The 13,606-nt window shown below is 55.0% G+C and carries 10 protein-coding genes; 3 read left to right on the plus strand and 7 right to left on the minus strand.

Annotated features, from left to right (window positions below; all coding sequences use genetic code 11):
* Nucleotides 1-25: 25 nt before the first annotated feature.
* Complete coding sequence (glgP, locus tag M891_RS0116740; protein ID WP_028539632.1) at nt 26-1,642, plus strand: alpha-glucan family phosphorylase; 1,617 nt, start codon at nt 26-28, stop codon at nt 1,640-1,642.
* A gap of 615 nt (nt 1,643-2,257) precedes the next feature.
* Nucleotides 2,258-3,478 carry a phosphodiester glycosidase family protein gene (locus M891_RS0116745; protein WP_084628913.1) on the plus strand — a complete coding sequence of 407 codons (1,221 nt, stop codon included), beginning with the start codon at nt 2,258-2,260 and terminating at the stop codon, nt 3,476-3,478.
* 202 nt (nt 3,479-3,680) lie between these two features.
* Here the strand turns inward: M891_RS0116745 and M891_RS0116750 are convergent, their stop codons facing one another.
* From M891_RS0116750 to M891_RS0116785, 7 genes are all read right to left on the minus strand, one after another.
* Nucleotides 3,681-4,874: a sugar ABC transporter permease gene (locus M891_RS0116750; protein WP_028539634.1), complete on the minus strand. Its 1,194-nt coding sequence runs from the start codon at nt 4,872-4,874 to the stop codon at nt 3,681-3,683.
* Nucleotides 4,875-4,876: 2 nt separating this feature from the next.
* Nucleotides 4,877-6,388, minus strand: coding sequence for a xylose ABC transporter ATP-binding protein (locus M891_RS0116755; protein ID WP_016313300.1), 1,512 nt, complete (start codon nt 6,386-6,388; stop codon nt 4,877-4,879).
* 114 nt (nt 6,389-6,502) lie between these two features.
* Nucleotides 6,503-7,606, minus strand: coding sequence for a D-xylose ABC transporter substrate-binding protein (xylF, locus tag M891_RS0116760; protein WP_036700772.1), 1,104 nt, complete (start codon nt 7,604-7,606; stop codon nt 6,503-6,505).
* 241 nt (nt 7,607-7,847) lie between these two features.
* Nucleotides 7,848-9,419 carry a helix-turn-helix domain-containing protein gene (locus tag M891_RS0116770; protein WP_028539636.1) on the minus strand — a complete coding sequence of 524 codons (1,572 nt, stop codon included), beginning with the start codon at nt 9,417-9,419 and terminating at the stop codon, nt 7,848-7,850.
* Nucleotides 9,420-9,440: 21 nt separating this feature from the next.
* Nucleotides 9,441-10,880, minus strand: a complete 1,440-nt coding sequence (locus M891_RS0116775; protein WP_028539637.1) for a sensor histidine kinase — start codon at nt 10,878-10,880, stop codon at nt 9,441-9,443.
* Nucleotides 10,877-11,857 (minus strand): sugar-binding protein, encoded by a 981-nt coding sequence (locus M891_RS0116780; protein ID WP_016313304.1) that lies wholly within the window; start codon nt 11,855-11,857, stop codon nt 10,877-10,879. The genes M891_RS0116775 and M891_RS0116780 overlap by 4 nt, the downstream gene beginning before the upstream one ends.
* Nucleotides 11,858-12,197: 340 nt before the next feature.
* Entirely contained in the window at nt 12,198-13,187 is a 990-nt protein-coding gene (locus tag M891_RS0116785) for a Gfo/Idh/MocA family protein (protein ID WP_028539639.1), read from the minus strand.
* A 220-nt stretch (nt 13,188-13,407) separates the two neighbouring features.
* On the opposite strand from M891_RS0116785, the gene M891_RS25015 reads away from it, so the two are divergent.
* Nucleotides 13,408-13,606, plus strand: a 199-nt coding sequence (locus M891_RS25015) for a UPF0236 family transposase-like protein (protein WP_198032042.1), incomplete at its 3' end; no start/stop codon positions are given.

Below are 13,606 nucleotides of genomic sequence, written 5' to 3' on the forward strand. Positions count from 1 at the left end.
TTTGCATAGCAAAGGAGGTATTCCCATGGGCGAAAGGCAACCCCCTACCGTTGCTTATTTCAGCATGGAGTACGGTCTTCATTCCGATTTTAAAATGTATGCGGGGGGACTAGGCATCCTCGCCGGCGATTTCATCAAAGGGGCCAAGGACATCGGCGCTCCCCTCGTCGGCATTGGCATTAAGTGGAAGCAAGGATATACCGACCAGCGAATCGGTGAGGATGGACGGCCTTACGATACGTTTACGGATCATGAGTATGAATTTCTGGAGGACACCGGCATTACCGTCACGGTGACGATCAAAAATACCGAAGTTCCTTGCAAAGTATGGAAAACCGAACAGTTTGGCAATAATCCGCTCTATTTACTGGATACCGACCTCCCGGGCTGCGGGAACGGCTGGATTACCGCCCGCTTGTATGGCGGCGGCTTCGGTGAGGAAAGAATTGCCCAGGAAATTGTGCTGGGCATCGGAGGCGTAAAGGCGCTTCGCGCACTGAACATCCCGGTAGAGGTGTACCATTTCAACGAGGGGCATGCGGTCTTGGCCGCCACGGAGCTGATTCGCGAAAAAATGCAAGCCGGATTCACCTTCGAATCGGCTTGGCGGAATACCCGTGAATCCGTCGTCTTTACGACGCATACGCCGGTTAAGGAAGGCAATGAAGCCCATGGGCTGGATCTGCTGGAGACGATGTCTGCCTACAACGGGTTAAGCCGCGACCAGATGGAGCGGATTGGCGGCAACCCGTTTAACATGACCGTTGCTGGTCTGCGGCTCGCACGCCGTTCCAATGCGGTAGCCGCCTTGCATGCGGAGACCGCAAACCGCATGTGGAAGGACGTGGCCGGTCGCTCGGAGATCATCGGGATCACGAACGCGATCCACCTGCCGACATGGGCCGACCCGCGGATTCTCCGCGCTTATGACGAGGGCGGCGATCTATGGGCCGTCCACATGGAGTTAAAGCGCGAGCTGATCGATTTGATCCGCGAGCGCTCGGGAGTGGAGCTGAACCCGGAGCGGCTGCTGATCGGGTTCTCGCGCCGGGCTGCGCCGTATAAGCGCAGCGACCTAATCTTTTCCCGGCCAGACCTGATCTCACCTTATCTTGAATCAGGACGGATCCAGCTCGTCTTCTCCGGCAAAGCTCATCCGAATGACGAAACGGGCAAGCGGATCGTCAGCAACCTGGTCGCGATGATGAAGCGATATCCTGGCAGCGTCGTGTTTCTGGAAAACTACGACATGACGATCGGCGCCAAGCTGACCCGCGGCGCGGACGTTTGGCTGAACAACCCGCGCCGGCCGCTGGAAGCGAGCGGCACCTCGGGGATGAAAGCCGCCGTCAACGGCGTGCTGAACTGCTCGATCCTCGACGGCTGGTGGCCGGAGGCCTGCCTGGACGGCGAGAACGGCTGGCAGATCGGCGACGGCTTCGAGTCGGCCGACCCGGACGAGCTGGACCGGCATGACAGCGCAGCGCTCTACGACACGCTGCTCAACCGGGTCGTGCCGGCCTACTACGAGGATCGCCCCCGCTGGGTGCAGATGATGCAGCGCAGCATCGAAACCACCCGCGAGGCATTCTCAACCAAGCGGATGCTGGAGGAGTATTACCGGAAGCTGTATATGCGGTGAGAGCGGTGGATGCGGCGAAAGCAGTGGTGAACGTGACAATAGCGGTGGATGCGACGGATGGTGAGCTTGGCGAGAGCGGTGGTGGATGAGGTGTGATTGTGAATGCGGCGGATAAAGCTGCAACGCAGTGTGAGGGGTTGCACTTGCACCGTTTTTTGGTGTGGATGTGACTTCCCCTCTTACACCGTTGTTTATCTCCTCCAAACCGTTATTTACTGGTATGGATGCGGCTCCCCTCCTCGCATCGTTATTTTATCGTTATTTATTTGGTGTCGATGCAGCTCAACTTCCCCTTCGAACCGTTGTTTATTGGTATGGGTGCGCCCACACTCACCTTCCACACAATGTAGTTCGTCTCCACTTCCCTTCCGCACCAAATGTATGCGAAAAATCGAATACATTTCAGCGTTTTCTGCGGTTTTAAGGGAATGTATATGAAATTTCATATATATTTGCCCAGTTTCGAGAGAATTGATCGAAATCTATATGAAAAACCGAGTATATTCCAAATTTTTCTTCATCCGCACCATTTTGTATATGAAAAATCGAGTACCTTTCCGATATTAGATAGAGTAGCGATTTCCAATATACATAAAAAAAGGAGAAACCACATTGATGAACGAAACGAGCATGTTCTCTCGCAACAATGCAAGACGCCTGTTGCTTCTAGCGCTCGCCCTAGTCTGCCTCCTCTCCGGCGGCATCAGCTGGGCCGCCGCCCCGGCTCCCGCCGCCGCCGCAAGCACAGCGACGGCGGCGCCGGCCAAAAACGTCGTCCTGCTGGACTCAGCCAGCGGACGTGCGTTTGTGCCGAGCCGGGCCTTAGACGGACTGAACGGCATCCACGTTCAGTGGGACGCGGCCCGGCAGCAGCTGACGATCGCGCAGGGCGAAGCCACGTCCGCGATCCTGAAGGCCGGCTCCGCCAAAGCCGAAGTCAATGGCGAGCCGGTCGCCTTAGCCGACGCGCCGTTCACCCTGGCCGGCGCAACCTACGTGCCGCTGCAGTTCGTCAGCGCCACGTTCAATTTGCCGGCGGATTGGGACAAGGCCGCCGGCTCCATTACGCTGGGTCAAGGCGATACCCGCTTGACCCTGCCGTACGCGAGCCGCAGCGCGCTCACCAGCGCCGGCGCCTCCAAAGCGATCGTCAGCGCGCGCAAGACGTTCAAAGTCGGCGGACGTTCCTTCTCCACGCAGATGGTCACCATCTCGCTGATGGATCCGAAGGTCCGCCTAAAGGTCGCGCTCGCTGGCGACGCGGTTGGCAAAGTCGAGGAGCTGAGCAGCCTCGCCAAGCGCCACAAAGCGGTTGCCGCCATCAACGGCACGTTCTTCAACGCTTATACCGATAACGCCTACAAAGCGCCTTACGGCTATATCGTCAGCGGCGGCGTGATGAAGATGAAGGCTTCCGGCGACAAGCGTACGATCTTCACCTATGACTCCAATCTGCTGGCGCGGTTAATCCCCGGCGAAGACTTCAATGATGCCTTTAACGCAGGCACGATGGAAGGAGCGCTTCAAGCCGGTCCACGACTTGTGGTCAATGGCAAAGTGGCCATCGACGTTAAAGCTGAGGGCTTCAAGGACCCGAAAATCCTCACCGGCGGCGGTGCCCGCAGCGCCCTGGGGATCACGCGGGACCATAAGCTGATCCTGCTGACCACCGGCGGTGCCACGATTCCGCAGCTGGCAGAAATCATGAAGCAAGCCGGCGCGTACCAAGCGATGAACCTTGACGGCGGCGCTTCCAGCGGCTTGTATTATAACGGTAAATACCTGACCCAGCCGGGCCGCAAAATCAGCAATGCGCTGATCGTCACCTACCAATAAATAAGCCACCAATTAACTTAACAACGAAGCCTCGGCTAAAGCCACCAAAGGACCGTCAAGCGAACCGAACCAAAAAATACCAAACCTAAGAATCAAACCACAGAACCAAGCCAAACCAAACGAAACGAAAAACGGCACTTCCAAGGAGCTCCCCAACAAAGGAACAGGCTCCTAAGAAGTGCCGTCTTTATTTATCAACCTCTTATCTCAACCCTTTGCGCCGGTTGGAAATGTCGAGCCAAACGGCAAAGACAAGAATCGAACCCTTCACCACGTATTGCCAGAACGACTCCAGCCCCATCAGCGACATCCCATTGTCGAGCGAAGTCATGACCAGCGCACCGATCAAAGCGCCGAGCACCGTCCCCGCGCCGCCCATCAACGATGTCCCGCCGATGACGCAAGCTGCGATCGCATCCATCTCTGCCATGTTCCCGGCGGTGATCGTCGCCGAAGCCAGGCGCGACGTCAAGATAATCGACGCGATGGACGCCAGCAACCCGCTGAGCAGGAAGACGGTCATCGTCTTGCGGCGGATGTTGATACCGGACAGCCGAGCCGCTTCCAGGTTACCGCCAATGGCATAAATGTGCCGGCCGAAGGTCGTTTTGGTGGACAGGAAGAAGAAAATGGCCGCCAGCACGATAACGAAGATGATTGGGAACGGAATGCCTTTATAGGCATTCATCACAAGCACGAAAGCGATGACCAGCAGGGAGAGCGCCGCCATCTTGATCACGTCCACCACAAACGGCGCCACCTCGAAGCCATATTTCTGCCGGGAACGGCGTTTACGCAGCGTACTCCATACAATCAGAGCGATGGCCAAAACCCCAAGGATGATGCCGAATCCCGAGGCAAAATACGCGTTACCTAACAACGCCAGCACTTTATCGGAGACCGGGATTGTCATCGATTTCGTCACGCCCATCAGCGTCCCGCGAAAGACCATCATGCCCCCCAATGTGACGATAAAGGCGGGGATCATTTTGTAAGCGACCAGCCAGCCTTGCACCAAGCCTAAGATCGCGCCAGCCGCCAGCGTTGCGAGAATGACTACAATCGCCGGAAGCTCCAGCCAGTTGCTAAAGATCGCGGCAAGTCCGCCGGTTAACCCCAAGATAGAGCCCACCGACAAGTCGATATGCCCGGCGACGATCACCAGGACCATCCCAATTGCCAAGATCGAGGTCACCGACATTTGCGTAAACAGGTTAGATAAGTTCCGCGGCGTCAAAAAGGTGGGGTCCAGCAGGCCAAAAAACACCCAGATCAACACCAGTGCCCCCACCATCGTGTAGGCGCGCACGTCCATTTTGCCGAACAGGCTGCCCCACAGCGTCGACTTTACCGCCGAACCGTCCGTTTGTTTACCGATTTCCTTTTGAAGCTCCATGTTTATTTCCCTCCTGTTGCGGCTTGCATAATATTTTCTTGGGTCGCTTCGCGCCAGTCGAACTCCCGGACGAATCGGCCTTCACTCATCACCAGAATCCGGTCGCTCATCCCAAGCACCTCTGGAAGCTCCGAGGAAATCATGATGATCGCCACGCCCTGATCGACCAGCTGATTCATCAAATGATAAATCTCATATTTCGCCCCGACATCAATGCCGCGGGTTGGTTCGTCCATAATCAGAATTTTCGGGTCAGACATCAGCCATTTGCCGACGACGACCTTCTGCTGGTTCCCGCCGGACAACGTACCGACAGGGGTTTCCAACGATGCGGTTTTCGTCTTTAAATCCTGCACATATTTCAGACCCCAGCGGATTTCCTCGTTATCGTTAATCACACCAAACTTCGAGACCTTCGCCAACGTCGCCATCGTTGTATTCGTCTTGACGTCCATCCCCATGACGAGACCTTGACGCTTGCGATCCTCGCTGACGAGGGCGAGTCCGGCGCGAATGGCATCGGAAACGGAGCGAATCCGCACCGGTTTGCCTTCGACGAAGACCTCACCTGTCGCCTTGCCGCCGTAAGCGCCAAACAGGCTGCTGACCAGCTCCGTCCGGCCGGCCCCCATTAATCCCGCGATGCCGAGGATTTCCCCTTTGCGCACCTGGAAGCTGACATCCTTAATCACCCTCTGATTCCGCTTCTCCGGATGCCACACGTTATAGTTTCGAACCTCCAGCACGGTATCCGATGGGCGATGCTCCACCCGCGGGTACCGTTCCGTCAGCTCCCGTCCGACCATCAGCGATACGACCTGGTCGTCATTCGTTTCCTTGCGATCCAACGTCGCGATCGTGCGGCCGTCGCGAAGTACCGTAATCGAGTCGGCCAGAGCAAACACCTCCGGCATCTTGTGCGAGATATATACGCAAGACACCCCTTCGCTGCGCAGTTGATTTAGGATGTCCATCAGGATCGCCACTTCACTTTCCGTTAAAGCGGCTGTAGGTTCATCCAGAATCAATATCTGCGTATGCTTGGACAGTGCCTTGGCGATCTCCACCAATTGCTGCTGGCCGATGCCGAGACTGCCGATTTTGGTGTCCGGAGAAATATTCAGTCCAACCCGCTTCAACCATTGCGCCGCATTATGATACAGCTCATCCCACTGGATCACGCCGCGTTTGGTGGGTTCTGCCCCAAGGAAAATATTCTCGCCAACCGTCATCTCCTTCACAAGCGCCAGCTCCTGGTGAATGATGGCGATGCCGGCTTTTTCCGCATCGGCAATGCCTTGGAACTGCTTCTTCTCGCCGCCGATGACGATGTCCCCGCTATAGGTGCCGGCTGGATACAAGCCGCTTAGCACCTTCATCAGCGTGGATTTACCCGCTCCGTTCTCGCCGCACAGCGCGTGAATTTCCCCTTTACGCACTTGGAAGTTTACGCGGTCAAGGGCTTTCACGCCAGGAAACTCCTTGCTGATGTTCACCATTTCCAATACATACATAGGCTTAGCTCTCCTTCATTCGCCTAAGGATCGGCGAATAGCGCGAAACCAAGGAGGCGCCGAAGCGCTCCCTGATTTTCGCCGCTTCCGCCCTAACCGGGTATCCGGTTCGTATTACTTCGGCCATTGATCCTTGGGTACGTTTTTGTACACGTCCTCCAGCTTGTGGAACCCGTCATCAATTACGACATTCAGGCTATCCTTGTTGACTGGAATCGGATCCAGCAACACGGAAGGTACGTCAATCTTACCGTTGTTGACCGTTTTATCGGCTTGGACTTCCTCGCCTTTGGCGGCTGCAACGGCCATTTCTGCAGCGGTGGTAGCAATCGATTTAATCGGCTTGTAGACGGTCATCAGCTGCGTTCCTTCAGCGATCCGTTGAACTGCAGCCAAGTCTGCATCCTGCCCGGATACCGGGATTTTGCCGGCCATTCCTTGGGCGTTTAACGCTTGGATAACCCCGCCGGCCGTACCGTCATTTGCAGCAACTACGCCCTGGATATCATTGTTATTGGCGGTCAGCGCGTTCTCCATGTTCTTCAGCGCTTCCTCCGGCTTCCAGTCCTTGGAGAACTGGTCATAGACGATCTTGATATCGCCTTTCTCCTCCAGCGGTTTCAGCACGTTCATCGCGCCTTCCTTAAACATGTGCGCGTTGTTGTCCGTATCCGCACCGCCGATGTATACGATGTTGCCCTTTGGTGCGGCATCAATGACAGCTTGGGCTTGGAGTTCACCGACCCGAACGTTATCGAAGGAGATGTAGTAGTCAACGTCCGAGTTTCGAATCAAACGGTCATATGCGATGACCTTGATGCCTTCTTTGTGCGCTTTTTCCACGATGGGTGCAGTCGCTTCCGCGTTATGCGCGATGACGACCAATACGTCAACGCCTTGCGAAATCAGCTGCTCAGCTTGGCTCAACTGGGTTGCATCGTCACCGTTTGCCGCAAGCACCTTCACTTCGCCCCCGAGCTCTTCGACTTTAGCGGTGAATAAATCCCGGTCCTTCTGCCAGCGTTCTTCCTTCAGGGTGTCCATGGACATCCCGATCACGATTTTCCCGTCGTCCTTGCCTCCAGCCGCGCTGCCCGCATTGTTCGTTGCGTTCCCGCTGTTGGCGCTGCCATCCGATACAATTCCGCAGCCTGCCAGGGTGGAAGCCAACAAAATGGCCGCCAAACTTAACCGTACAAAATGACTGTGTTTTTTCACTATGCCTACGCCCCTTCTTTTTGAAGAATTGAGTAATGATTGCGCTTACATGAATATCGTAGCACTGCTTCCCTTACTTCGGTTCGGTCAAAGCCTGCACTCGTTTGCGCTTGTTCTGCATTCCTTTGCCATCGGATGTAAATGCTTTCATAATCGATGCTTTCACTGGATTTTTTTGTGCAATCACAACAAAAAAGTCCTTGTCTGGGACAAGGACTCACTGAACTGCACGGAAGCATTATTATTCCGTTTCGATTTGCTGACGATATTCGCTTGGGCTAATGCCGACGGCTTTCTTGAATACCCGGCTAAAATAATTGGGATCTTTGTAGCCTACCTCATAACAAATCTCCTTCAGACTTAACGAGCGCTCGGCGATCAGCCGCTTCGACTCCTCAATCCGCAGTCGGGTGAGATAGTCGCTGAAATTCTCTCCGGTCTGCAGCTTAAACAATTTGCTGAAGTAGTAAGGACTGAGATTCACATATTCCGCCGTTTGCTCCATCGAGATCTCTTCTTTGAACCGCTGGGTGACGAACAGGATCGCCCGCTGCACCACATGCGAACGGCTGTGTTCCTTTCGTTCCCGCAGGCTATCCATCCAGATGCCAAGCCGGTGCAGTACGCGTTCCCGCAACACTTCCGCATTCTCGCAAGCGCGAAGATCCTCAATTAACTCGGGACCGTCCCCTGCCTCCACGCCGCGGCTCAAATAGAGGAGCAGCCCAATTACATCCCCGCGCAGATGCGGAAAATCATCCGAACGCTCCTCCTGCAGGCGTTCAAATAACAGGTTAAAGCGCTCGGCAGCTTCGGCTTTGTCCTGCTGCAGCAGCGCATCCAGCAGCTTCTTCTCCTCATCCAGCGAAATCGCAGGGCTGCCCGAGCTTTCGGCGATATCGTCATAATGCCGAACGCAGACGATATCCTGCTCCTCCGCGCAGACGCGGACCGCTTCGCGGTACGAGCGGCTTAGCCCGTCCCAGCCCTCGCGAACGCCGCCGATCCCAACAGACAGCGGCAGCCCAAAGCGCTCCTCCACCTGGCTGCGCAACCGCTCGCCCCATTCCAGCGCCATCACCCGCTGCTCATACCCCGGCCGTCCCGGCGGCAACGGGATAAACAAAGCAATCTTATGACCCACCACCGGGCTGACAATGCAGGACAACCCCGGCTTCGCCCATTGCTTGACCGCTTCGTAAATCTCCTTCTTAGCCACCTGGAAGCTGGCCCATTCTTTGGGGTTATGCTTCGCAAACGACAGGACCATCGCATAGCCCTTCCGCCACTGGAGGTTCAGCATCCGAGCCAGTTGGTCGGCTTCTACCTCCTGCGCATATTCCAGCATCAACATCAGCGACAGCTCGTTTTCCGCCAGCGGTAATAGGTGAGAGAGCTTCTCCTGCAGGGAGAGCTGCTCATCGCGGGCCCGCTTCGCCTCCTCCGTCTCAGCGATCAGATGCTTCAATACGTCTAGAATTTCTTCCCGCCGGGCCGGCTTCAGCAGATATTCCCGCACGCCAAGCGCCAACCCCTCCTTCGCATAGGCAAAATAATCATGGGCCGTGATAATCACCACCCGAGCCCCCGGTTGACGGGCCATGATCTCCCGTACCGCTTCCAATCCTTGAATCCCGGGCATTTTGATATCCATAAAAATAAAATCCGGCCGTTCCTCCTCCGCCAACTGGATCGCCCTGCGCCCGTTCTCCGCATGAACAAACCGGAACGTATCCGGCATCGCGTGACGGATCATCATTTCCAGACCTTCTCGTTCCAATGCTTCATCATCCGCAATCAGCAAAGTGTACATTTCGGATTCCCCCTTCCCGTCCTATGAAATCCCTATGCGCAGTGGCAGCGTGAACCGGACGGCGGTGCCTGCCCCTTCCTCGCTGTCGATCTCGATTTGTTCCTCACCGTCAAAAAATAAATGCAGCCGCTTGAACACATTATGCGTACCCAGGCCGGTCGAATGCCGTTTACCACCAAATTGCGGAGCGTCTCCGCGCACCGATTGCAGCAGCCGATCCACCGTTTCTCGGCTCATGCCAACCCCGTTATCGCGGATTTCGATTTCGACCCGATCCTCCTCGCCAAGGCGAATTGCCAGCTCCAGCACAGCCCCTTCCTCCATATGCTCGATGCCGTGAACAAAAGCGTTCTCCAGAATCGGCTGAAGGGTTAAGCAAGGAACTCGCCCGTCCAATGCCCGTTCGTCGATGTTCATCTTGAAGGCAATCCGATCGCGGAAGCGCGCCTTCTGGATGTTCATGTATTCCGTCACATGGGCCACCTCCTCCCGAAGCGGGACCGCCTGGTCCAGCTTCTGCAGGTTGTAGCGCAGCAGGCGCGATACGGAAACAGCCAGATCGCTTGTCTTAGTTGCCCCTTCGAGATAGGCGAGCTTGGAAATCGAGTTTAACGTATTAAATAGAAAATGCGGATTGATCTGGCTTTGCAGCGTCTTGAGCTCCAGCTCCTTCACCAGCCGGTCCTTCTCCAAGTTGTTAATATTCTCCGCCATCAACTGCTGGATATTGTCGATCATCCCGTTAAACGCCCGGCACAAAATACTGATCTCATCGTTGCTGTCGCTCTCCGGCGCCTTCGTGTCCATCCGCCCCTTAGAAATCTGTTTGGCGGTCGCGACCAGCCGGCGGATCGGATTGGTAATGCTGCGTGACAGCCAAATCGCCAGCAGAATGCTGAATGCCGCTGCCGTCACCACCAATAGAATGCCCAGCTTGTTCAGATTTCCGGTCGCGTCCATCATCTCTTCGTAGATCGGTTTATATTGCTCCAGCTCCAAGTCGACCAGCTCCTGCGCCTCCTCGCGGATAAAACGCTGTGTCTGCTCCGCTTCGATATAAGCCCCGGCCATCGTATCGGAATCCTCGTAGCTAATCCGCTCAATCATCGCCTCGGCCTGCTCCAGGAAGGTGTCGATCAGGTTGCGATAATTGGCGAGGGCCAGGTCGCTGCCGCCAATCGTCCGGAGCCCGTCGAGATCCGATCGCAAGGACTTGACCGCATTCAAATGCTTTACGACTTCGGNCAAGCTCTCCTGATCCAACTGCATAATGAATCGGTTCATCGACCGCATGTTCTCCCCCACCTCGTAGGAGATCTCTTTGTACAACAGAATGCGCTTCATCATCAGGTGATAGCTCTCTTGAACACTCTTTCCGCTTTGGAACAGGAAGAAGGACACCGAACTCATCACCAGCACCAACAACGGAATAAACAGAAACAATTTACGGCGGATGCTCATAAACTCTCGCCCTCCTCCACGTTGTGCGCATTTAGCACTTTCACTTCCGTGAAGTAGGCCTTCTTCAGCGCTTGTCCCCCGAAGTGCTCATAGAGCAGCCGAACCGCCGTTTCTCCCATCAAAAAAGGCTGCTGCGCCACCGTCGCTTCAATCTCCCCTTTGCGAATAGCCTCCAGCGTTTCCTTCTGATTGTCAAAGCCGATGATCGTCAGGTCGTCGCGGTTCTTGGCAGCCTGCAGCACGCCAAGCGCATCGGTTGCACTGGTACCGACCATAATGGTGATCTCGGGATGGTTCCGAAGCATGTTAGCCGCCTGCTGAATCGCCTCCATGTGGGAGATGTTCGAGCTGCGAACGTCCACAATCTCCAGCCCCTCGTACGCCGCGACGATTTTCTTGAGCCCGTCCAGTCGCTGCAGCTGGTTGGCGGCCTGATCACTGCCGATGATCACGCCGATCTTGCCGATGCCGCCGGTCGTCTCTACCACAAGACGCCCCAACCGCTCGCCCGCGGCTAAATTGTCAGTGCCGACATAAGTCAGCCGCTGGCTGTTTGGCGCGTCGGTGTCAATGGTCACAACGGGGATGCCACGGCGTACCGCCTTATTGATGACTGGCGTAAACCGCTCTTCATTTAACCCCTGCACAATAATTGCATCGACGCGGGCGGCGATCGCTTTTTCCAGCAAATTCAGCTGTTCCTCCATGTTGTTGCGCACCGGTCCCGTGAACTCAATGTCGATGCCGTATTTCTCCGCTGCCTCCGCCGCCCCTTTCTCGACCATTTCCCAATAGGGATGATACCGCTCCTGCTCGATCAGCACGATATGATAGCGCGGCTCACCGCTCGCGGGCTGCCCTTGCAGCTCTTTAACAATGCTGCCCATCTTCCCCGAGTACCTCGCAAAGCCGATGAACAAATAGACCAAAACCACGATGCAAATCAACATACCCGCCAGCCATTTCTTGTCCTTCATGAACCAGTTCACCTCTTCCGATAATCCTATCTCAGTATGTAAGCGGTTGCAACGGGAATTTGTGTCAGTTTGGGGGGCGCAAATATCTCCAACGCTCCTTTTTCATGATTATCCCTTATACTCAGGGAAATTGGAGTTAGAACTGAGGAGGGGATCTCTGATGATCTTATATTGCCCCACTACTCCCACACTTGCCCTACTTGCCTACCTGACTCATGGGGATAATGGTGCAAAAGCAACCCCATAAGAGAGGATGCGTCAGAACGCAAATAGCCCAAACCGATCTACCGGCTTGGGCTAAATCATTGAGGACAATTCCAGCAGACTGGCCAACGACGACTCAGGCTTGGTCCTCGTCCGCCGCGTACCGCAATCCGAACTGGCGTCTGGCTTCCTCCATCAGCTCGGCAACGGCTAGCGAACGGGCATGGGTATTGATCTGGCTTTCCCGCTTGCCGCTGAGAATCAGCTCAATGAACTCCAACGCTTCATAGTACATCGACTCCTGCGGCTGGAAGCAGGTTAATTCCTCAGTTGTGCCGTCACGGTACAGAATTTTAGCCTCATAGGGCTGATTGATCCGATCGATCACGATCGTACCGTTTTCCCCTTGGATTTCCGTTGGCAGATAGGAGTCGGTAATTTTCGAATACATGATCACGCCGTCCATCTCCGGATACCGCACAACAAGGCTGCCTTCTCCGTCCACGCCCGAAGACAACATCACCGCAGAAGCCTGCACCGATTCCGGTTTCCCGAACAGTGTCACCATCGGATAGATACAATAAATGCCGAGGTCCATCAAAGCCCCGTTAGAAAACGCGGGATTAAAGGCATTCATCACCTTGCCTTGCTTAAAGGCATCATACCGCGAAGAATACTGACAATAGCTTGAAAAATAGCGCCGCACCTGGCCGATTTTGTACAAATTATCCTGCACGGCCCGGAAGTTCGGCATCAGCGTCGATTTCAGCGCCTCCATTAACAGCACGTCGTTGCGACGCGCCGCTTCGATCATCCGGCGAACCTCTGCCGCATTAGACGCCATCGGCTTCTCGCATAACACATGCTTGCCGTGGTCCATCATCAAGATGGCCTGCTCCGCATGAAATGAATTCGGGCTGGCGATGTAAACGGCATCGACGTCAGAGCTGGCCGCTAAGGCTTTCAAATCCGTATAGACCTGCGGATCGCCAAACTTGGCAGCAAACTCTCTGCCCTTCTCCTCGGTCCGGGAGTAAACCGCCGTTAAGGCAAATTGCTCCGTTTCCAGTGCTGCCTGAATAAAACGTTCCGTAATCCAGTTCGTTCCAATCGTGGCGAAACGTATCAAACTGATTTCCTCCCTTTGTTCATGGTTGCTTCACTCGTATTCTCTCATTCCCGGTTAGACTTGTCCACTTTCGCATGCTTCCGTTTTCTTGTCAATACGAACGATAGTGTAAAATCTCTGTGGGTGTAGGAATTGGAAAAAGCGGATATAGAAAAAGAGCTTCTCCCTTGGTAAAGTGATGTTTGACGCACAACACACCAAGAAGGAGGAAGCTCCTGTGAGCCACTTTACCACAACAATGCCGACGATGAAAGAGATTGAGCAATGGATTTTCCGGAAAATGCAGGAGGAATTCGCTCGTGCGATGAAGCAGGTACTGGAGGCGCTGGATCAGCAGATCCTGGAGCAACGGGACCGAGAGCGTTATCGAGTAAAGGACGAGCGTGAAACAAGCGTCAACACAGTGTTCGGGAATG

This window comes from Paenibacillus sp. J14 (assembly GCF_000518465.1).
Lineage (GTDB): Bacteria > Bacillota > Bacilli > Paenibacillales > Paenibacillaceae > Fontibacillus > Fontibacillus barengoltzii.